The sequence below is a fragment of the uncultured Bradyrhizobium sp. genome (assembly GCF_964252615.1).
Lineage (GTDB): Bacteria > Pseudomonadota > Alphaproteobacteria > Rhizobiales > Xanthobacteraceae > Bradyrhizobium.
The window spans coordinates 1-18763 of the sequence record NZ_CAXUNQ010000033.1; the positions used below are offsets into that span (position 1 = coordinate 1).

Here is an 18763-nt window from a genome sequence, read left to right on the forward strand (position 1 = left end):
GCCATACGCAAGCTTGCGCATCGCCCGTATCGTAAAACCGTCAGCTGGTTGTTGCTTCAGCAATTCCAGCCCCTCCTCCATGTGGCTAATGCCTTTTTTCAAATTCCGGTTCAGCGTCTCCGCGAAGCCAAGCTCGCTTAAGGCTCCCCCGTATGCCGCGCCGCCCTCTTCCCTCTTGCTCTCGGCGACGAAGTTATAATCGGCTATGGCGGCGGTGAGATGCCCCATCCGCCGATAGATGCTGCCCCGGATCGTGATTGCATTGGCGGGGTTGGGACCGGCTAAGACGATCGCCTCCTCCACATGCCGCAACGATACTGCGAGCATCTCCTGCGAGCGCATGAGACCCGCGATCGAATAATACTCGCTTGCCAGCGCGCCATGCGGCAACGGCTCCTTACCGGTGTTCTTGCGGATTTCGCAGACGGATCCCAAGGCAGCAAGACATCCAAGCTCGATATGGGCATGCAGCCCGTACCAGGCTCCAGCCGACCGCCACGCGCTCAGCGCACGGTCCCACAGAGGGGTGAACGCTGAGAAACGCGGGTCCGTGAACGGCGCGCCCGTGAGCTCACGGATAGCAAACCAAAGGATGGTTAAGCGTGCCTGCTGGGCGGTGGTGGTATCGGCCCGCTCAAGAAGAAGCTCGACCTTGTACGGATCCGGCGGGGGCAGATTTGGATCGTGCGGGTGCTTGAGAAATCGCAGCGACGGCATTCCAGCTTGCACGTCGTAAGGACGATGGCGCAGGGCCGCCAGCGCGCGAACCGTTTGGCGAAGCTTGGGCGGCATCTGAAAGGGCCGAAGCCACTTTGGACGGTCGTAGTAGCGCACAAGACTCTCGATCTGGCGCACGATCTCGCCTTCGGAAACCGGCCGTCGGTTGATATCCGGGAAAAACGGTTCGAGAACCTTTAGGAGACTGTCGAGCCTCGGCTCCGGCTCATGGCCCTCAAGAACGAATACGAAAGCAGGCTTGCCGAGCACTGCGGCTTCGAATAGCTCGGCCTCCAGATACGTCGTCGGAACGTCGCCGACCCCGTCAACCGAAACCTCCGAGCCATGGCGACCGGTGATCACCGCGACGAAGCATTCGGCCTCACGGACGCCGTCGAGGCAAAGCTGCACTTTTTCCAGCGCTGGCAGCGATGAGGCCGGCTCAAACGCCGGGAAATCCTCGGCCATCCAGACAGGCCGATAGGCATCCGCGCCGGCGCCCCTGATCTTGACGGCCTCTCCCACCAGCTCCCGAATGCGAAGCCGCGCGTCCCCCGAATCTTTGAGGGCGGATGAAAGGAAGATGTGACGTTTCATCTAAGCTTCCTAATCAAACCTGCCGGGTGAGGCACTCCTTCGGATGCTGCTTGGCACGTTGCCGCAGGTTCCAATCTTGGAACACGCCCGCCGAGCGATTTTTATTTACGCAAATTGGGATTGCGATACTATCCGCCGATAATTCGACCGCGACGCTGTAGATTTTCAGAACATTTTTTAAGACAGGAGATTTGCAATGACCACATTCACACACCGAGAAATCGACCTTCAGGTAGCCGAAAGCCGCGCCAAGGCGCTCGATCCAGCGGCGGAAGAATCGACACTCGGTTCGCAGCTGTCCGAATTGACGATGCACGGCGGACTGTATTCGCTCGGCGACCGGGTGATGATGGAAAAACGCCTTTCCGTAATGAAAAGCCTGGAAGTCGCCAAATCAGGGGCGTCGTCCGGCGTCCTGTCTGCCGCCCTTCTTGCAAAAGCAGCCGCCATTCCGACCTTCTATTTTTTCCATATCAAGTACCGGCCCTATAAACTTCACGCCGGCCTTGTCTCCTACCTTACCTATCCGAACATTCACCTGAAAAGTCCACTGCCACTGCCCGCGAACGATTACCGGCCACGCGGGAAGACATTTTCACAGGTCAATACGCCGAGCCCGGAAATTCCCGCAGCATTCACATTCGTCGGCCAATTCATCGATCATGACCTGACCTTAAACGCTGTTAATCTCTTCGACGACCAAGGCAAAACTGTTCCTGATGACGCCTCACCGCTTATCGACCTCGATAGCGTTTACGGCCCTCGCATCGATGATTTAAGCCCGACGCATGGCAACCGCGAAATCCCGATGGACAACGGGTATTTCAGGCTGCGCGCGATTGCGGGCGGCGGCTATGACGTTTGCCGCGAGGATGCCCACAAACCCAACCAGCACTTTCGCGCCTTGATCGGCGATAAGCGGAACGATGAAAACCAGATCATCTTGCAGATTCACATTCTGCTCATGCGGCTGCACAATGCTTTTCGTAGCCAGGGCCTGTCGATGCAGCAGGCGCAGGAGCAAACCATCCTTCACTGGCAGTCGGTCGTTGCTACCGAGTACCTTCCGTTGGTAGCCGATCCGGCAGCGATCGCGTCCGTGCTGCAAAAGCTGAAGACGGCGCCCGACACCCTCTTGCAGCGGCCCGGCCTCACCCCTGCCGGTCCAACCGTGCTGGGCATGCCGCATGAATTTGCGATCGGCTTCCGCTTCGGCCATAGCCAATTGCGGAGCCGTTATCATCTCAATCCTCAGCACGAGTTTCGGCTGTTCGACAATCTCTCGGACAACAAAAACGACCTGCTGGGCGGCAAATGCCTCACGCATGACCGGATCATCGACTGGCCTTATTTTCTCCAAGTGACGAATGGCAAGGCAGCGTTTCCTTCGAATCTGATCGATACGCAGGTTAATCAGGTTGTATTCGATCTTCCCGAGGGCACGATCCCGGATCAGGTCAACCTGGTCACTAACCTGCCCTTCCGCAATCTTCAGCGGAGCGACAGCGTGGAGCTATGCGCCGGCGAGGATCTCGCTGCGGAGTATAAGACGCAGTATCCCGCTGTCACTGCCCTGACCGATTCGCAAGTAGAGCCGGATGCAACCTACCGGCGGCTTTTCATGTTCGAGTCAAACGAGTTTCGCACGCCGCTGTGGTACTATTTGCTTCGTGAGGCCGAGGTTAACCGGACGGCCAACCCATCGGCGAAGGGGCACCTCGGCGCGCTCGGAAGCCACCTTGTCTCCGAAGTCATTCTGAGCGGAATTTGGTACGCCACCCCGTCGTACCTGCAAAACACCGCCTGGACGTCACGCATTCCAACCACTACAGGGGATAATCGCAAAGTGAAGCTGATCGACATTGCGAATTTCGTTGCGGCAACAAACGTTTCGCCACCCGCCTGCGCTGCCGGAAACGTCTGCTGAACTCCGGCAGGTGCCGAGATAGGAAGAACGCATGAGTCCAGCTTCAGGCAGTGTCTCTGCCGCGCAGCTCCCGGAAAACGATTCTGCGGCTGCGTTGCCAAGAGGCGCGGAGATTGTCCGCATCGGCCATCCCGCGCTTCGAAACGGCACCCGCAACGTGCCGCTCGATAAAATCGCGACGCCCGTCATTGATGAATTGATCGAACTGCTGCGCGCAACGCTCGAAGGGAAAGGGGTCGGACTCGCGGCGCCGCAAATCGCGGTTCCCTTGCGCCTTTTTGTCATCGAGGACACAGAAGAGCGCATTCAGAAAATAAGTAAAAAAGATCGCGAGAAGCGCGAACGGGTGCCGTTTCCGTTTGAGGCGGTCATCAATCCGATCTGGCGCGCGACATCCACTGAAATCACCATTTGGCCCGAGGGATGCCTGAGCATCCCGGGGTTCGTGGCCGAGGTGCCGCGTTACCGTGCCATCGAGGTCGAAGGATTCACGCGCGATGGAAAAGCCAAGACATGGAAGTTGACGGGTTGGCCAGCGCGAATTTTTCAGCACGAGATCGATCACCTCGACGGCCGTCTCTACATCGACTGTATGCAGCCACGGACACTTGTCTCCACCGAAGAATTCGGCCGGGGCGCACCCGGCGAATGGTTGCAACGCTTGGGTCTCGATTAGCCTAGCCCCCAAGCTGGAAAAGGCGTGTACCGGTAACGGCGGGGCGCCGGCAGAAGATCAGCGTGGCGACCGGGCAATCCGCCCTCGTGCCACCTTCACAAACCAACACCCTGAAACATCAACGCAATCGGTATGCGCAACACGCTGCAAACCTCCCAAAGGCGGCTCGCCGATATCCGGTTTTTCGCCAGCTCATATTTCTGAAGTTGTTGAAACGTGATCCCGACCGCCTTTGCCAACCTCTCCTGTGTGTAGCCCCTCACATTGCGATACAATCGGATACGGGCGCCGATCTGGCGGTCGATGTCTGTCGGAGATCTTAGGCGCATGGCATGGATTGCGTTGTAGGTGGTGGCTGATAAGCGTCGAGCGGCTCTTGGCACCAGAGCCGCTCGGCGAAGACGCGTTCCTCGGCCGATGATAGGCCCATATAAATCGCGGTGGTCGAGAGACGCGCGTGGCCCATCCAGCCTTGAATGACATGCAACGGCGTACGTATACGGCAATGTGCATGCCCGAAGGCATGGCGGAATCCTTTCGGGGAAGCTTGCGGCCCGACGATCCTGGCCGCGCGCATCACGGTTTTGACGCTTCGCCATGCGGTCATGCGGCAGATTGGCCAGAGCGGCTGCGCTCCCGCGTTCTCGTCGCACTGTAAGGACGCAAGCCCAAAGAAGCGCTCTAGCGCCGTCAGAAGATCGTCGGGAATTGGCACCTCGCGCACGAAGAACTTTCGACGTTTGAGCGTTACAATCGTAACGAAGCCATTTTCGATCTGAAAAGAGCGCGGCGTAAGCGCTAACACTTCCGAGACGCGTGCGCCGGTCCAAGCCAACACCTGTACGAATAGGGCGCGGTCGTTTGGCAGCGCGGCGGTGGCGGCAATGGCTCGCCTGCGTTCGCCGTCATTGAGAAACTTTCGCTGCGTGTCGCGCGCGTACAGCGAGCTCTTTCCCGCGCTCCAGTCGCTGTGCTGTGGTCGAGTGACGCTTTTCCTCATTGTGTAACACGTCAAGGGCCTTGGGATTTCAGTAACTTGGCAACTGCGTTGGGTCGTCATTAAGCCATCTGACGCTAGGGACAGCTTGCCAATCAAGGCAAAAAAGAGGGGCTGTTACACAATGAGGAATAATGTCACCCGCGAAAGTAAAACAAGTAAATCGCGCGGGCTGCGGCCATGCTACAATCACTGCTGCGACTTGGATCGCAAAACAGCGACTTGGACTCTTGGAACTTTCGAACTACCGCGCTTGGCGTGACTGCCGGCGGCGCCATGCTAGCCTTGGCAGCCTTTCCTGCCGCCGCGCAACAGGCCGCATTGCCTCAGGCGCTGACCGGCCCTCAGTGCAAGACCGCTATCGGCGTCACAATCGCGACGATGCAAAAGTTTAAGGGCAAACTGAGCGTGCCGCTCTTGACCAGTTTCAGGGAGTTTATGAAGGACTGTGATCTCAAGACGAAATTTGATCGCGTGCCCGGTACGGCGGATGACGAGGCTTGGGGAGAATTTCGTGTGATGCTTACCGCAATCCGGACCGCTGATCGCGGTAAGCCAGGTACTCTGGCCGCAAATTAGCACGGACTGAACCAAATCAGAGAGTAGCGCTTACCGTAGGAGCGGCGGGTTTCTTTGATCCCGCATTTTTCTGCTTCTTTTGCGCCGCGGCGATCGCCGTGTCCGCTTCGCTCGTCCCCTTCGTCTTAGATTGATCCAGCGATGCGTTACCGAGTGTCGCCTGTTCCTTTGATGCAGCTTCGCGTTTTACCGCGTTGAGTTTTTCCGGGTGGTCGTCCAAGTATTTCTTCACGGTTTTGGAATCACCTTTTACCGGATCGACCCCCTCTTCGCGCATCTGCTTGATCACCTTCTTGACCGAATCCGGGACCTTCGGGTCGTCCTCCTTGATCTTGCCGGAGCGGATCGCGCCGATGACCATGCTGACATCGCGCATGTCCTTGATCTTGTCGTCGCTGATCGCTTTGTCGCTCCTGATCGCATCGCGGATGGCGTTGCGCATTTCGGATGACCCGCCTTCGAAGAACGCCGCATGCGCGGGACTGATCCCGAGTTCCTTCGCAAAGCCGACCGCTCCGGCCACCGTGAGGGGCGTTTCGCGCGCATAGGCGGCCGACGACACCGTACCGCGCGAAGCGCCGCTGTCGCGCTCGTCACTGCCGGCATGGATCGCCGCATAGTGCCGCAAGCCCTGCTGACCGAGGCGGCCGGCGGCGCCAGCAAAGCTTGCATCCGTGCGGTTCGACGTCCGAAGCGTCTCAAGATCGCGCTGGGTTTGGGAAACGCCAAGGCCGAGCTCTTTGGCGAGGCCCTCGTATTTTGCCATGACGCCGAGGAAAGCCGAGTGCCAGCCTGCCGGATCGCCGGACGATGCCAGTTTTACTTCGGGAAATATCTTGGCAAGGAGCTGGGTGATGCGGGGATCGCTGCCCATGACGCCGAAATAGCCGCCAATCTTTCCGGCGACGTCGGTTTCATTGATGGGAGTATCCTTGTTCTTCATGACAAAATAGCTCTGGTCATCGAGACGACAACGGAAGCGCTCTTGGGAAGCGCGAATTGCGGCATAGCAATGGTTACGTGCGAAACGCCCGCTTCACAGGAGCGCGCCAAGGCGGCAAGATCCGGCCAGATGAAAATGCCCTGCGTTCGGTCGTTGGCGCTGCGGCTCTTTCGGATTTCTTGATCGACCGCTTCTTCGGCGCCCGCGATCAGCACCAGCGGATCGATATCCCGTTCGCCCCTTGCAAAGCGAAGGACGCGCATCCAGTTCATCGCTCCGACAATATCGAGCGAACGGTTGATCGCGCGAAGGACCGGGTCGTAATTTCCATTCATGACGGCACGCAAACTTTTGCGGGAAACATTGCGCATGGCATGGCGCAAGACGCCTGCATGATTGGTGGATGCAAGGACGACGTTTTTCCGTTCGGCGAGCGGGCCGACCGTGGGCAATGCCAGCGCAAACACCGCATCATAAAGCGCGCCCGCTGGATGCCGCGCAATCCGGGCGGAATCCATGGGCTTGGTATCAGAGTTGAGATCAGGAAATTCAATCGTCATAAAATGCAATCGCTTAAAATGGCCGGGCCTCGCAAAACGCGAGAGAAATATGAGCAACTTTACTGCTGCGAAGATGAAAAACTCTTAATCTGCAGCTAGTGCTTTGATTCTCCTAGATAACGCTCCGGCGCGATTGAGGTTGTACGGCCGGCAGAATCGCAAGCCGCCTTGTAGAAGGTAGTTCATAGTGCTATAGTACATAGAACGAACGGATTCTGCCTGCGCATCTTCAAGACTAAACCTTTCTCACGCTTTGCACGGCGAATGAAGATTTCGGACGCGATTCTGCGCGAGGCTGTCCGGCGCGCCGAGCGCGGTTTGGTGGATGCGGATTTAGGCGGCGGCGTCATCAAGCAACGGGTGGCGCGACCAGGACAAGGGAGGTCGGCCGGCTTTCGTGTGCTGCTTGCCTACCGCCCAAAGAGCCGCTCAGTGTTCCTGTTCGGCTTTGCCAAGAGCGCACGCGGTAATGTCGAGGACGACGAACTGGAGACCGCGCAAGAGATCGCCGGGCACTGGCTCGATGGGAACGGCAAGATGCTGGCGAAGGCGCTTGCCGAGGGTGTTCTTGAGGAGGTGGATGATGGCGAAGAAGAAAAAGACTAGCTCACTGACCAAGGCGCTGCTGGAAACGGCGGGTGATATGCGCAAGGCCGGGCTCATAGACCGCACCACGCATGAGAAGATCACGCTGCGGCATTTGGGGGTGGCGGGTAAATCCAAGCCGGCCCCGATTACAGCCGCACAGATCCGCGCGATGCGCGATCGCGCGAAGCTGAGCCAGGCGGTGTTTGCCAGCTACCTTAATCTCACGGTGGGTTATGTATCCCAGCTTGAACGCGGCACAAAGCAGCCGACGGGCGCGGCGCTCGCCCTCCTCAACGTCATCAAGCGCAAGGGCATCGAAGCCATTCTTTAACTCCACGGCGCGGCTACGGCTTGCGAAGCTTCCGCGGCCGAAACCGCGGCACGATAAAAGGCGAGCGGTTGGCGCGCCTGCGCCCGCCTTTTCGACGCGTTGTGGTGCGATTGCTGAGTTTCAGATGTTCGAGCGCCGCTTCACGCTCCGAAAGAAGCTTGGAAATGGCGCTGTCGATTTCATTTGGGGGAAGGCGGCGCAGGGCTATGGCGATCTTGCTGGCGTATTCTGCAACGAGCGCCGCACGTTGCGAGCGGTAATTCGAATGCGGCTGCGCTGTATCGCGCAGGATCAAACCGGGACGGCCCATCCATCCCGCTTTGGGCACCACGGCCATGATCGGCGGCGTGACCATCGCGCGAAGATTGACGGCGGATTGGCGCACCGTGCGATGCAGTGGTGTGCGGTCCTCGGCCGTCCGGCGCGATACTTCCCCTGCAGCCGGCGCGAAGCGGCATGACACAGAGCCCCTTGACGAGGGCGGCGCCATGGCAGGCCGCGCTTCGGCCACGGACGGCAGATCGTTGATCGACACGCCCTGCATTTTTTTGCGGATGGCCGCCGTGTCGGCCCCTTCGATGCGGCGCGCCAAGGAATGCACCTGGCCGGCGCGGTCGATGACGACGAATACCCGGAGGTCACCGCGCGCCAGGGTATATCCTGCCTTTGTTAACTCACGACGAAACGTGGCCGCATCATCAGCGCCGTTCCAGATCGCGGTCAGTTCGGCCGTTACAGCGTCAACCGCCCTGCCCGAGCGCTTGGCTTGGCGCTGTTCATAGTCTTTAGCCGAGCGGCGAGTTGGTCGCGGTTTTCCCGCTACCGTAAACGAACTTTCGATAGGGCGATGCCCGAATGCCCGCTCCAACTCGCGTGACGCCTGTTCATGCAGCCTGTAGTTCCACGACAGGTGAACCGCCGTGCCTGTCTCGGCATCAATGCGGCACCACACGACATGCACATGTTCGCGCTCTTTCTTGCGGTGCAGAACCACGATACGCGGCAAACCGTGGAGGCCCAACTTCTCCTCGAGCAAGTCCACGGCCTGCCGGATTTGCGTGTCGTTAAGCGGCGTTGCGACCTCCGGGCTGATCGAGGCGTGATAAAGCGGCTTTTGGGTGCGGGCGGCCATGCCGCGCGCCTCCATTTCGATCAAGGCGCCCTCGATATCCTGCGCCAGTGTCCTGCGGCACTCATACAAGCGTATGCGTTCGTTCTCATCACGTTTCAGGAGATGGGCTGCAAGCTGTCTGGCGCGGCCCCTTGCCTGCCCCTTGATGATCATCGAACCCGTCGCTTTCCGAGCGCGGCAAGCAACTGGGGCCGCAGGGCCCGCAGCGCGATGAGGCTTCGTGACAGATCCCGCTCAAGGACCGGCATCGTCTCGCCGGTCCTTGCATTCAGCATGCAGGCAAGGGCCCGCATCGTGCTGGCGATGCCACCCAGCCGGTCGAGGAGGCCGACCATAAGTGCGGCTTCGACCGAAGGCCGGCGTGCAGCGCGGAGCGGCTTGGCGCCGAGAAGAGCATGCCGCGCATAGGCCGAAAGCGTGATGCCAGCGCGTCTGGCCGCCTCGTCTAGCCCAAGGCGTTCGGACGCAGAGACGCGGATGGTGATGCGGTAGCGGCGCTGCCGCCCGCTGGTGGTGTCCATGCGATTCCGATTCCGCATCCGCACCAGCAAAAAACCGGGGATGCAACGGGGCTTCGCCCCTTGCCAAGCGCGCTGCGGCATTCACCTCGAATGTCCGACAGCGCATGGCTTGCCTGCAGTCATTCAAAATATCCGCGCCGGGCCACAAACGCTATCCTTGGGTTTGTCCTAAACAATTTTGGCGTTGGTAGGAAGGAAGGAACAACCCGAGCCGATAAACGCTAACGAGTTCCATTTATCCCGGCAAAAATCCGTTTGACTCGAAAAACCCGCCATGGCTTCTTACCCAAGTTGCAGCTGCTAATTTGCTCGCGCTGGGGATTTTCAAGATGAGATCTCTTTTCCTTGCAGTATTCTTTTCGTGCCTTGTCGCCACCGCAGCCTTTGCCCAAAGTGATCTAAGCTTTAGGCCGTTGGCCCCGGATACCGGGCTCGCGCAACGGCCTCCAAAAAAGCCCCCGCCTTCCGGTCCGATCGGGCCAAGCGATCCCAAATGCTGCACGCAATTCCAGCTGAACCAAGCTCTGGAAACACTGAAAGAACAGCAACGACAGGTAGATCAGACGAAAGAGACGATACGCCAACTAAACATTAAAATGAAAAAAGAGGGCCAATCCATTATATAGTTTGTCGCGACCATTTGCGGAGAGCTTTGCATGCAAAGACGCAAACTCGTTCCTTTGATTTTTTTGTTGCTGTCCTCCTGCGCCGCCGTTGATCAGTTTGGCGAAAGAATCTACGACGGAAACAAAAATTCTCAGCTCGCTCAAAATCAGGAAACGCTTGTCAATATTGTTCGAGCCAGTCGGCTCCAACCTTTGAATTTTGTCGCCATTTCGCAGGTCGCGGGGGGACAAACCGAGCAACTCAATACCGGTCTTCCAACTATTACTTTTGGCCCGTTGCAGACAGTCGCCCAGCACCAGTTTCAGGTTACAAACTCGCTTCAAAGCGGTGTTTCGGGCAGCTATCAGTCAAGCCCCCTTGTGTCGACGGCGTTCTCAACCGGCATGCTCTCACCAATCGACCTTCGAACGCTGGCGTTTCTCGTTGCGGCTTATCCTCGCGAACCAGTCTTCTTTTCAACAATTGATAGCATCTACGTCACGCGCGTAGGGACAGGCGAGACGATTCGCCTGGTAAACGACCCTTCAAGCGACAAGGAAAGCTGCAGGAGCTTAGTAAATCACTCGCAAGGCCGGTTGTTCTCTTCGGCGCAGGAGTGCAATTTTGCTCTGTTCGTGAATTTGCTCGGCAGGCTGTCCAACCTTGGGCTCTCAGCTGAGCTGGTGAAGGCAGCAAAGGCCGAGAAGCCTGCCCAGGCGGACAAGGGAGGCTCGCCGTCGAAGGGCGCCAAAAGCGCCGACAGTTCGGATAAATCGGCCGGAACCGAGGGACGGTTCTGTTTCGATTCTACGCGCTCGTTTGGCGTTACCTTTCAGCCACGTTGCGGCGACACAAAGAAACCTGCCAAGCTCACTACCGCGTTTGCAGACGTGGGCGCGGTGGAATTATCGGTAATCCTTCGATCGCCTATCAGTGTTTTCAATTATTACGGCGGACTCCTTACAACTCAGCCGGCTCTGTGGAGAGATTTCTACTTCACCAATCAGGCTCGGAACCTTATCGGCGAGGAACCTTTTTTGAACATCGCCCGTGATGCTTCCGTACCCTGCTTCGCGAAAATCGATTATTCAGGAGAGATTTTTTGCGCGCCGGTGGCGTCAAAGCACACGGCGTTGCTTTTGACGCTTCTGCTTCACCTTAGAAACCTCAACATCCAGCCGAGCGATCTGAATAGCGCGTTCACGGTGCGGTTGTCAGGCTGAGCAATTAGCGGTTATCGTCCCCGATCAATATGCCGCTCGCGATCGCGCTGCTGCAGGAAGGCCTCCAGCTCAATGCACCGATAGGCCTCCGCTTCGGCTTCTCTGCGCCGTTGCTCGATTTCCGCATCTACCACTTTGCGGTCTTGGTCTCCGCTCATTTCTAGCCCCCGTTCCTGCTCGTCGGTTTTCTTTGGTCCGTCTAGGATGGATTCCGCCATATCCGCCAGCTTGCCGATGGCGGCGAGCAAGCCACCGCCAACGGCATCGGCGACGTCGCGGCGTGGCCCGCGGGTCCGAGGGCCATCGCCACTTTCGCCGCCCTCCAGCGCGTCCAAGTCCTCCCGGTCGCGTTCGGAGGCCTCGAAAAACCGTTCGGCGCCTGGCCCATCGGGATACGGCCCGCGCCGCGGCCCTGGCCGGTCGAAGTCATTTGAATCGAAAAGGTAGGAGGGCCGGTCGCGCATGGCGTGAAATGGCGGAGGTCCGTCCCGTTCGGCGTTTCGTCTGATTTGCTCGACGAGGTCGGCGATCATGTGGTCGCGGATGGTGGCATTGATGTAGTCGCCGTCGTCCTCGGGATAGTCGTTAGCGGTCACGGCTTGGTTGAAGCGGCTGTGAAAGCGCTGCGCCGATGCATGTACGCCCGCCATCGCCGGATGCTCGGGAAATTCCGGCCGCTCGGGACCTTCAAGCTCGCGGTTGCGCGCCCTGCGTTCCTCGTTTTCCTCAAAGCGGCTTTTGCCTTGATCAATGACCGGGTAGTTGACGGTGATTTCGACGTTCTCGCCCTCGATCCGTCGCGTCGTCTGCTTTTCGGCGCTGGCGAAATCATGTCCGCGGCGGGTCAGCTCCATAGCGGCGGCGCCGACATGGATCTGGGGCTCCCGGTCGATGCCCTGGTCCTGCAAACTGCGGCTATCGACCCGCTCTTCGCGCCCCGCACGCTCCAGCGCGCTATTGGTTTCCTGCTCCCAAGCTTCGCGGAAGCGGCCTGTGCTGCCCGCCTCGCTCGTCATCATCACGCGCCTGCGAGTCTCGACGTCGCGGTCGCGGAAGATCATATGCGCGTGCGGATTGTCGGCATCGCCGGGGCCATCATGGATCGCAGCCATCCAGGACGCCCGCCCCTTTGTCATGCGCTCGCCGAAGGCTTCGAGCAGTTCCATATTTTGTTCGTGGGAAAGCTCTTTGGGTAAGGCGACGACAATTTGGTCGATCACGCGCGCGTTGCGCCGGTCCGCCTTTTCCTCGGCGCTTAGCCAAGCGATCAGTTCAGTCTGATAGATTGGCATGCGTCGGCCGAGGGTTTCGGTACAGCGGTCCTGCCCGGTGATGTAGCGCGCGAACCCGCCGGCGGCCCCCGGTGCGTCCACACTCCGTCCGATGAACTTGTGGTTCAGGCTATAAATCGCCATCCCATACCATCCGGCCATCTCCGCCACCTTGGGGGAGTAAAATACCGCCTCGGCAACTTCCCGTCGAGGCCATTTCATGGCAATTTCCGACTCTGCAAATCTGCGAGGGGGAAGGAAGGGTGTCGGTACACGGAACGGCGAGCTTTGCAACGCGGCATGAGTTGATTGGAAATGATCTCATCGTCCCGGGCGTCGATGACGAAGATTCCGGCAAGGGCATTTTTATCGGCTGGTGGCGCGAGCATTCGCGCGATTACCGGCGTATCGAATATGCCGGCGACCTGCATCAGCTCATCGTGGGCGGCACGGGCGGCGGCAAATTCACGACGGCGCTCGCGCCGATGCTGCTGGGCAGCTTCCTTGAAGACCAAACCGTCGTCGTGGTGGATCCCAAGGGCGAGATCGCACGGCTTGTTGGAACGGTCTTTCAGCAGCCCTTTGCCGCGGAAAAGAAAGTTATCCTCCTTGATCCATGGGATGACTGCGCCACTGCGCAGACAGCGGCGCTGAACGTGCTGGATGAAATCGGTGTAGATAACCCCCGCTGCGTCGATGACGCCCGCGCTCTGGCCGACGCCATGGTAATCCCTTCGGGCAATGAAAACACGCATTGGGACAATGCGGCGCGCAATTTCCTGACCGCGCTTATCCTCCTGGTCGGGCTCGATCCATCGGAGAAGGAACGACGCGACCTTACGCGCGTGCGCGATCTCATCACGATGCCATGGGAGATGCCCAAGACGTACAAGGGCCCTGCCCGCGCTACGCTTTCGTCGCTCATCTTCAAGCACCTTGAAAACAAGCTCGCTGGCGGCGCAATCAAGCGCGGGTTTTCAAGCATCCTCAACCGCGAGGATAAGGAGCGCTCCGGAATCATCAGCAGCATTGAGCGCGACACCGCCTGGATCGACAGCCCGCAGATGCACGCCTGTCTGACAAAATCGAGTTTCGATCTGAAAGACATCGCGCGCGGTTTCCACAAATACTTCATCGTCATCCCATTCGAATATATGGAGACCCATCGCGGTTGGTTGCGCTTAATGATTGTCGCTTTCGCCAAGGCGTTGCGTAATTATCCGGCGGCGGAATCCCATAACGACCATCGCCGGTGGCGTCACATCATCATCGATGAATTCGCGACCTTGGGCGAAATGTCCTTTGTGCGCAACGATGTCGCGATCGCCCGTGCTTTTAACGTGAAATATCATCTCGTCGTGCAGGATTTCGCGCAGTTGAAAGGCCTTTACGGCGATCGCTGGCACAGCTTCGTCAACAATTCATTCCAGCGCGTCTTTGCGGTGGGCGACCTCTTCACGGCCGAGCAGGTTTCAAAAATCGCAGGCAGCGCGACAGTTCACAGCGAAAGCCGCAGTTCGTCCGAGACAGAAAGTAGAAACGAAGGCGTCAGCCAAAGCAAAAGCAAGGGCGAAGGCCTGACCGCGCCTCCGCAGCCGGGCAGCTCCTTCAATCATGGCGAGAGCCTTTCGCTCACCCAAGGCGGCTCGACCGGCTGGTCGAAAAGCGTTTCATTCAATCCGGTGCAGCGGGCCCTCATTACGCCCGATGAGGTGCGGCGTCTGCCCGAGAATGAACAATTGCTGCTGTTTCGCGGCATGCAACCGATCCGCTGCCTGCGGCTTCCGTACTTTGATAGCTTTTTCGATGTGAGCTACGACGCCCAAAAGGGTTGGGCCCTTCCCTATTCGCTCAAGGAAACGCTCGATACGGCCGGAAACTCCCCAGCAGATGTGGATGCCGCGAAATTCGGCGATGGGATTGCAATCTTTCGTATTCATCCGAGTTGGTTCCCTCTGTATCCCGAACCCGCCCCGCCACTTGCCGCGCCTGTCGAGGAGGGGTTCGTCATAACGCGGGAGGACATTGCGCTGGCTGCAGGGTTCAGCGCAGTGGTCTTCGTCGCTCTTTTTATGGCCCTCGACGTGGCGGCATCTTTCTGGCCCAACCCGGCCTGGATGGGGAAGCCGATTCTTTTTCAACGGTCGGCGCAGAATGCGGACAGTCCCCCAAAAATCGGGCTGCCGAAACGTAGTTCCGTTGCCGAGTTCGCGGCATCTTCGGAGTTCGAAGCGACCGCCGTCGATGCGGCCCCGGTGCCCGAATCGGCGGACACACCTCCCAAATTTTCAGTTTTCCGCAATTGTTCCCCCCAAAGGCTCCATACTGTTCTCCCAAACGGCCGTATCACGTGAGAAGCCGGCTTCAGTCGCAAAGCGGTCGGTGAGCCTGAACGCGGACTTCTCGGAGGTGCTGCGCAAGCTCGATCTTCCCGCGCTTGCCAGCACTGAGGCTCCCGACCTTGCCGGTCCAGCGCCCGCCATGGACATGCAACCGAAAACCGCTGAGGCCACAGAAACCGCGGCAAACCGTGTAGCTCCGGCCGCCTCCGAACCAGATGCTGAATCGGCAAGCGCGACTGCGCTCCTAACTCCCCGATATGGTTTTGGCCGATCGCCGCTCTCCGGTCTTTTGCCCTTGCCGAAAGCAAAACCTTTTCCGGCTATACGGGCGTCAGACAACGATCGCGCCTCATCGCAGTGACGACACGATTAGGTAAAGCAAGGGCGCTTAGAAATACCGACAACGCGACGCACCGTCTGGTCTCGGAGGAATGTTTGAATACCAGAGTACTCAAAATCAAATAACCGCCCCATGAGTTCCTATAATTTGTTTGTTTGAAACAAACATCGCGGGTTGAAGCGCCCGCCGTGTGTTTGGCTATATCCCGCCCTCAAAAATAACCAAGGGAGGGATCATGAAACGGAATAATGAAGCGGGCGGTGCATGTCCGCCGGGCAGATGGGCGACCAGCCGAACCGTTAAACGCTACGCCGACACCCTTAGTCAGCGGGGCGCGCTCGGACTGGCCAAGCGGCTCGAACACTACTGGCACCAGCGGGGCTTTCCGGCGGCGCGCTTCTGGACCGAACCGGTCAACGAGCGCTTTTCTAAAGTCGGCACCTATGAAATCTACCGTGTCGTCTGTAACCTGGTAAATGGATGGCCGCCTCGTTATGCGCGGTGAACACGTGGCGAATGGATTGGCCGGCCTGCCCGTCAACTACCGGGGTAGGGCCTTGGACAGGCTGGCCTCGTAATAAGCGTGCGCTCCGCATCACCCATTCATGCGGCGGCCTCCACCTCGACCTGCTTCTGCAGGCCGGTAACGAAATCCGCCGCGCGCTGAGCGTGGCTGGCTGCGGTGAAGATCGCGCGATTGTCGTTTTTTAGGACCTGCAGCCAGTTTGCGATGTAGCTGGCATGATCCTCGCGTATCTCAGGCGTTAGCTGAAGTTCGGTACAGAGGAAGGCCGCGCCGAGTTCTGCGACCAATTCTTCCATAGCGTAGCCTTCATCGCCCCAGCGCTTTCGCTCAAAGCTGCGGTTGAGGCGTGTGGGATGCATGGTCCAATGCGTACACTCATGGGCAAGCGTGGCGTAATAGCTTTCCGCGTCGCGGAAGGTGTCGAGGCATGGCATATGCACCGTGTCGGTGCGCTGCACATAGCAGGCGCGATTCCCGCCGTGAACAATGGTCGCCCCGGTGGCGCGGAAGAATGATTCCGCATGGACAATGGCTTCCACCGTTTCGCGGGGGGCTTCAGGGCGGTCATAGTAGCCTGCTGCTAGGCCGTCGATCTGCTCGACATTGAAGACGATGTAGCCCTTGAGGAAGTGGATTTCGGTCGGCTCCTCCTTCCCTTCTTCCATGCGTCGGATGCTGTCGGCGTAGACGGTAAGGCTGCCGTGTTCGCCCTTGCGGACGCAGCTGCCGAGGTCAAGCGCCTGCTTGAACGTCATCCAACATGGCGCGCTGTAGCCTTTGGCCAGCGCTTCCATCCACAGCGCAATGACGTTGACACCGCGATATGGCACGCCGTTATAGCGGCGCGGCAGCGAAATGCGCCCTTGCAAATGGTCGGCATTCCACGGCTGGTGCCACGGGCGGACCCCCTCCTCCAGTTGCCGGACGATTTTGTCGGTGATGGTTTGATAGATGTCCCTGCGCATAACTTCCCCTTACGCGCTGATGTAGCCAAGGCGCTGCGCTTCGGCGGCGTAGCGGCGCAGCGTGTCGGTGGCGTAGAAAAAACGGTCGCGCTCGACGCGAAGGCCGCCGGGGCCAGTGACGCTCTCGATTTCAGAGATGCGAACGCTGCCGACCTCGGGGAATCCCAAGCCGAGATCGCAGAGACCAAAGGCGAGATCGGGGTCGTCCGGATCGAGTTCGCTCAGAAGCCAGGTGGCTCCACCCCACGGCGCAAACAATTTGACGACCGGTTTAACGTCCTCGGTGTTTCCGTCCGCCCTGATGTGCGCGGCGTTGGTCTTGCCATTGGCGAGCAGTTGCTCGATATCTTTGGCGGTTAGTAACGGCATTTTTTCCTCCCGGTTCGGGTGCAGCTGCTGCTGCACCCCTGCCCGTCGGCGAGACCGGGGAGGCAAGCGCATAGGAGGCTCCGCGCGAGAGCGCCGAGGGTCCGCACGAGGGGCCCCGTTCATCTAAAAAATATAAATTCGGGGATGCGTGCGGAGGCGGCGGCCGAAGCGTGGATGCCTTGCGCGCGCCAGGGGCGGAGCCCCTTAGCCGTTTCACTCGTCTTCTACGCGCGTTCCGGAGCTTTTGGTTTGGAAATGCGCGCGAGAAGCCTCAGAACGGCATAACGCGCAATCCACGGAACGGTCGGGCCGAGGTCGGTCGTTGAAACTGGAAAGCGCTTAGGCGGCCACATCGCCCGAGGCCTTGGTCCCACGTTCAGCAGCCGCTTTATCGTTTTGCGCAAGAGACAATCGCGCGGCGATGGCTCCAACCGATGCGCCCAAAAGGATTTGCAGTTCGCGCACGTCGCCAAGCCAACTCGCCACCGCCATGGCGGTGTCGGCATCCAGCCCACCGCTTTCAATTCTCGCGACGAGCGCCTTTTTGTCGCTGACCTTTATCAAGAGCTGCTGCGCTTGCGACCCGAGCTGAGCGATGATGGCATCGCAGTCCGAGCCGGCATATGCGGCAAGTTCGGCCAGAAGAGTTTCCATCTCCACCCGGTAACGCTGCTCTTGACGGAAGCGTCGTGCCGCCTGTACGGCCTCCGCCAGCATTGCTTTGCTGACCTTATCCGGCGGGAAGGCGAAGAGATAGAAGGTCGCATACAATTCATCGACCAGCGCGGAAACGCTGTTCAGGATGGCGCGTGCACAGTTCCGTACACGTTCCCGATCCGCCTCGCGCTCGGCCCGGTCCATCGCTCGGGTATCGGCGTCAATTTTCCGGGTTTCGGCGACGAGCTTCCGGATCGCGGCGCGATCCCTCAAGATCTTGACGATCGCCACGATGAGCGTGAGGACCAAGGTCGTGACTGCCAAGCCGCCGACATCCTTTTCAAGAAGCCAAGTCCACCACGCGGATGCAATAGTCACAGGGCCCCTCTCCTCTTCACGCGGGCGTGGCAACGTTTCAGAAATAATGGCGGAGCATCGGGCGCAGTTCTAGCGACCGGGACGTGTATTCCGAGATGATTGAACCGACGAGAGGAACTGGAACCCTCAATCGAAACGGCTTTTTTGCTTCCCAGACCAAACCGGAATTCGATGTGGAATTGACTTAGTTCTACGGCCTCCGGAATGCGGCCGGCCAAGCTTAAAATATTTTATCTTCGCTTGGCGCGTGCGCTTGACATCAAGGTACAACCTGAGAGATAAGTTTGACGGTAGTACATTTGATTTCTACTCGCATAAGATGTGGATTACGGGTCATGGGTCTGCGGTCAGCACTGCGGACGCGGGTTTCCGTCTCGGTTTCCGACCGTGAATTATCGGAATTCACCCGCGCCATAACCGAGCTACAAATCGCCGAATCTGCGCTGGGCCGTCCCGACAATCAGGCTCTGTTGCGCAGCCTTGTATCGGGGATTTTTCGCGAAATCGGACCCGCGATC

Annotated in this window: 19 protein-coding genes; 8 read left to right on the plus strand and 11 right to left on the minus strand. The window is 58.9% G+C overall.

The window, feature by feature from the left end; all coding sequences use genetic code 11:
• On the minus strand, positions 1-1314 hold a 1314-nt coding region (locus ACFE72_RS16125), incomplete at its 3' end, for a DUF4062 domain-containing protein (protein WP_375414121.1).
• A 196-nt stretch (positions 1315-1510) separates the two neighbouring features.
• Here ACFE72_RS16125 and ACFE72_RS16130 point away from each other — a divergent pair.
• Positions 1511-3241 (plus strand): hypothetical protein, encoded by a 1731-nt coding sequence (locus ACFE72_RS16130; RefSeq protein ID WP_375414122.1) that lies wholly within the window; start codon positions 1511-1513, stop codon positions 3239-3241.
• Between the two features lie 31 nt (positions 3242-3272).
• On the plus strand, positions 3273-3917 hold the full coding sequence (def, locus tag ACFE72_RS16135) for a peptide deformylase (RefSeq protein WP_375414123.1): 645 nt from the start codon (positions 3273-3275) through the stop codon (positions 3915-3917).
• Between the two features lie 95 nt (positions 3918-4012).
• On the opposite strand, the gene ACFE72_RS16140 is transcribed toward def, so the two are convergent.
• Both ACFE72_RS16140 and ACFE72_RS16145 read right to left on the minus strand, forming a co-directional pair.
• A complete protein-coding gene (locus tag ACFE72_RS16140) occupies positions 4013-4246 on the minus strand; it encodes a helix-turn-helix domain-containing protein (protein ID WP_375414124.1) in 234 nt (77 codons plus the stop codon).
• Positions 4237-4917: a tyrosine-type recombinase/integrase gene (locus tag ACFE72_RS16145; RefSeq protein WP_375414125.1), complete on the minus strand. Its 681-nt coding sequence runs from the start codon at positions 4915-4917 to the stop codon at positions 4237-4239. Before ACFE72_RS16145 ends, ACFE72_RS16140 begins: the two co-directional genes overlap by 10 nt.
• A 177-nt stretch (positions 4918-5094) precedes the next feature.
• Here ACFE72_RS16145 and ACFE72_RS16150 point away from each other — a divergent pair, with 177 nt between their 5' ends.
• Positions 5095-5493, plus strand: a complete 399-nt coding sequence (locus ACFE72_RS16150) for a hypothetical protein (protein ID WP_375414126.1) — start codon at positions 5095-5097, stop codon at positions 5491-5493.
• 16 nt (positions 5494-5509) lie between these two features.
• On the opposite strand, the gene ACFE72_RS16155 is transcribed toward ACFE72_RS16150, so the two are convergent.
• A complete protein-coding gene (locus ACFE72_RS16155) occupies positions 5510-6436 on the minus strand; it encodes a hypothetical protein (RefSeq protein WP_375414127.1) in 927 nt (308 codons plus the stop codon).
• Positions 6433-7053: a hypothetical protein gene (locus ACFE72_RS16160; RefSeq protein ID WP_375414128.1), complete on the minus strand. Its 621-nt coding sequence runs from the start codon at positions 7051-7053 to the stop codon at positions 6433-6435. The genes ACFE72_RS16155 and ACFE72_RS16160 overlap by 4 nt, the downstream gene beginning before the upstream one ends.
• 207 nt (positions 7054-7260) lie before the next feature.
• Between ACFE72_RS16160 and ACFE72_RS16165 the strand changes: the two genes are divergently transcribed.
• Complete coding sequence (locus tag ACFE72_RS16165) at positions 7261-7602, plus strand: type II toxin-antitoxin system RelE/ParE family toxin (RefSeq protein WP_375414129.1); 342 nt, start codon at positions 7261-7263, stop codon at positions 7600-7602.
• Complete coding sequence (locus tag ACFE72_RS16170; RefSeq protein WP_375414130.1) at positions 7580-7915, plus strand: helix-turn-helix domain-containing protein; 336 nt, start codon at positions 7580-7582, stop codon at positions 7913-7915. The genes ACFE72_RS16165 and ACFE72_RS16170 overlap by 23 nt, the downstream gene beginning before the upstream one ends.
• Before the next feature lie 13 nt (positions 7916-7928).
• Here the strand turns inward: ACFE72_RS16170 and ACFE72_RS16175 are convergent, their stop codons facing one another.
• Both ACFE72_RS16175 and ACFE72_RS16180 read right to left on the minus strand, forming a co-directional pair.
• Positions 7929-9200: a relaxase/mobilization nuclease domain-containing protein gene (locus tag ACFE72_RS16175; protein ID WP_375414131.1), complete on the minus strand. Its 1272-nt coding sequence runs from the start codon at positions 9198-9200 to the stop codon at positions 7929-7931.
• Positions 9197-9568 (minus strand): hypothetical protein, encoded by a 372-nt coding sequence (locus ACFE72_RS16180; protein WP_375414132.1) that lies wholly within the window; start codon positions 9566-9568, stop codon positions 9197-9199. Before ACFE72_RS16180 ends, ACFE72_RS16175 begins: the two co-directional genes overlap by 4 nt.
• Before the next feature lie 656 nt (positions 9569-10224).
• On the opposite strand from ACFE72_RS16180, the gene ACFE72_RS16185 reads away from it, so the two are divergent.
• The gene (locus tag ACFE72_RS16185; protein ID WP_375414133.1) at positions 10225-11397 is read left to right on the plus strand and encodes a hypothetical protein; all 1173 of its coding nucleotides are present in this window, start codon (positions 10225-10227) and stop codon (positions 11395-11397) included.
• A gap of 11 nt (positions 11398-11408) precedes the next feature.
• On the opposite strand, the gene ACFE72_RS16190 is transcribed toward ACFE72_RS16185, so the two are convergent.
• A complete protein-coding gene (locus ACFE72_RS16190; protein ID WP_375414134.1) occupies positions 11409-12890 on the minus strand; it encodes a MobA/MobL family protein in 1482 nt (493 codons plus the stop codon).
• 41 nt (positions 12891-12931) lie between these two features.
• Between ACFE72_RS16190 and ACFE72_RS16195 the strand changes: the two genes are divergently transcribed.
• A complete protein-coding gene (locus tag ACFE72_RS16195) occupies positions 12932-15022 on the plus strand; it encodes a type IV secretory system conjugative DNA transfer family protein (RefSeq protein WP_375414135.1) in 2091 nt (696 codons plus the stop codon).
• Between the two features lie 563 nt (positions 15023-15585).
• The gene (locus tag ACFE72_RS16200; RefSeq protein WP_375414136.1) at positions 15586-15855 is read left to right on the plus strand and encodes a hypothetical protein; all 270 of its coding nucleotides are present in this window, start codon (positions 15586-15588) and stop codon (positions 15853-15855) included.
• 98 nt (positions 15856-15953) lie between these two features.
• Here ACFE72_RS16200 and ACFE72_RS16205 read toward each other — a convergent pair whose 3' ends face one another.
• From ACFE72_RS16205 to ACFE72_RS16215, 3 genes are all read right to left on the minus strand, one after another.
• Positions 15954-16841: an ArdC family protein gene (locus ACFE72_RS16205; RefSeq protein ID WP_375414137.1), complete on the minus strand. Its 888-nt coding sequence runs from the start codon at positions 16839-16841 to the stop codon at positions 15954-15956.
• A gap of 9 nt (positions 16842-16850) precedes the next feature.
• Positions 16851-17210: a DUF2958 domain-containing protein gene (locus ACFE72_RS16210; protein WP_375414163.1), complete on the minus strand. Its 360-nt coding sequence runs from the start codon at positions 17208-17210 to the stop codon at positions 16851-16853.
• A 339-nt stretch (positions 17211-17549) separates the two neighbouring features.
• Positions 17550-18245 carry a hypothetical protein gene (locus ACFE72_RS16215; protein WP_375414138.1) on the minus strand — a complete coding sequence of 232 codons (696 nt, stop codon included), beginning with the start codon at positions 18243-18245 and terminating at the stop codon, positions 17550-17552.
• Between the last annotated feature and the right edge of the window lie 518 nt (positions 18246-18763).

Coding starts and splice junctions, on each gene's coding strand:
- ACFE72_RS16170 (WP_375414130.1), top strand. CDS start 7,580: ATGGCGAAGAAGAAAAAGACTAGCTCACTGACCAAGGCGCTGCTGGAA.
- ACFE72_RS16155 (WP_375414127.1), bottom strand. CDS start 6,436: ATGAAGAACAAGGATACTCCCATCAATGAAACCGACGTCGCCGGAAAG.
- ACFE72_RS16190 (WP_375414134.1), bottom strand. CDS start 12,890: ATGAAATGGCCTCGACGGGAAGTTGCCGAGGCGGTATTTTACTCCCCC.
- ACFE72_RS16140 (WP_375414124.1), bottom strand. CDS start 4,246: ATGCGCCTAAGATCTCCGACAGACATCGACCGCCAGATCGGCGCCCGT.
- ACFE72_RS16180 (WP_375414132.1), bottom strand. CDS start 9,568: ATGGACACCACCAGCGGGCGGCAGCGCCGCTACCGCATCACCATCCGC.
- ACFE72_RS16185 (WP_375414133.1), top strand. CDS start 10,225: ATGCAAAGACGCAAACTCGTTCCTTTGATTTTTTTGTTGCTGTCCTCC.
- ACFE72_RS16175 (WP_375414131.1), bottom strand. CDS start 9,200: ATGATCATCAAGGGGCAGGCAAGGGGCCGCGCCAGACAGCTTGCAGCC.
- ACFE72_RS16205 (WP_375414137.1), bottom strand. CDS start 16,841: ATGCGCAGGGACATCTATCAAACCATCACCGACAAAATCGTCCGGCAA.
- ACFE72_RS16145 (WP_375414125.1), bottom strand. CDS start 4,917: ATGAGGAAAAGCGTCACTCGACCACAGCACAGCGACTGGAGCGCGGGA.
- ACFE72_RS16200 (WP_375414136.1), top strand. CDS start 15,586: ATGAAACGGAATAATGAAGCGGGCGGTGCATGTCCGCCGGGCAGATGG.
- ACFE72_RS16150 (WP_375414126.1), top strand. CDS start 5,095: ATGCTACAATCACTGCTGCGACTTGGATCGCAAAACAGCGACTTGGAC.
- def (WP_375414123.1), top strand. CDS start 3,273: ATGAGTCCAGCTTCAGGCAGTGTCTCTGCCGCGCAGCTCCCGGAAAAC.
- ACFE72_RS16210 (WP_375414163.1), bottom strand. CDS start 17,210: ATGCCGTTACTAACCGCCAAAGATATCGAGCAACTGCTCGCCAATGGC.
- ACFE72_RS16130 (WP_375414122.1), top strand. CDS start 1,511: ATGACCACATTCACACACCGAGAAATCGACCTTCAGGTAGCCGAAAGC.
- ACFE72_RS16165 (WP_375414129.1), top strand. CDS start 7,261: ATGAAGATTTCGGACGCGATTCTGCGCGAGGCTGTCCGGCGCGCCGAG.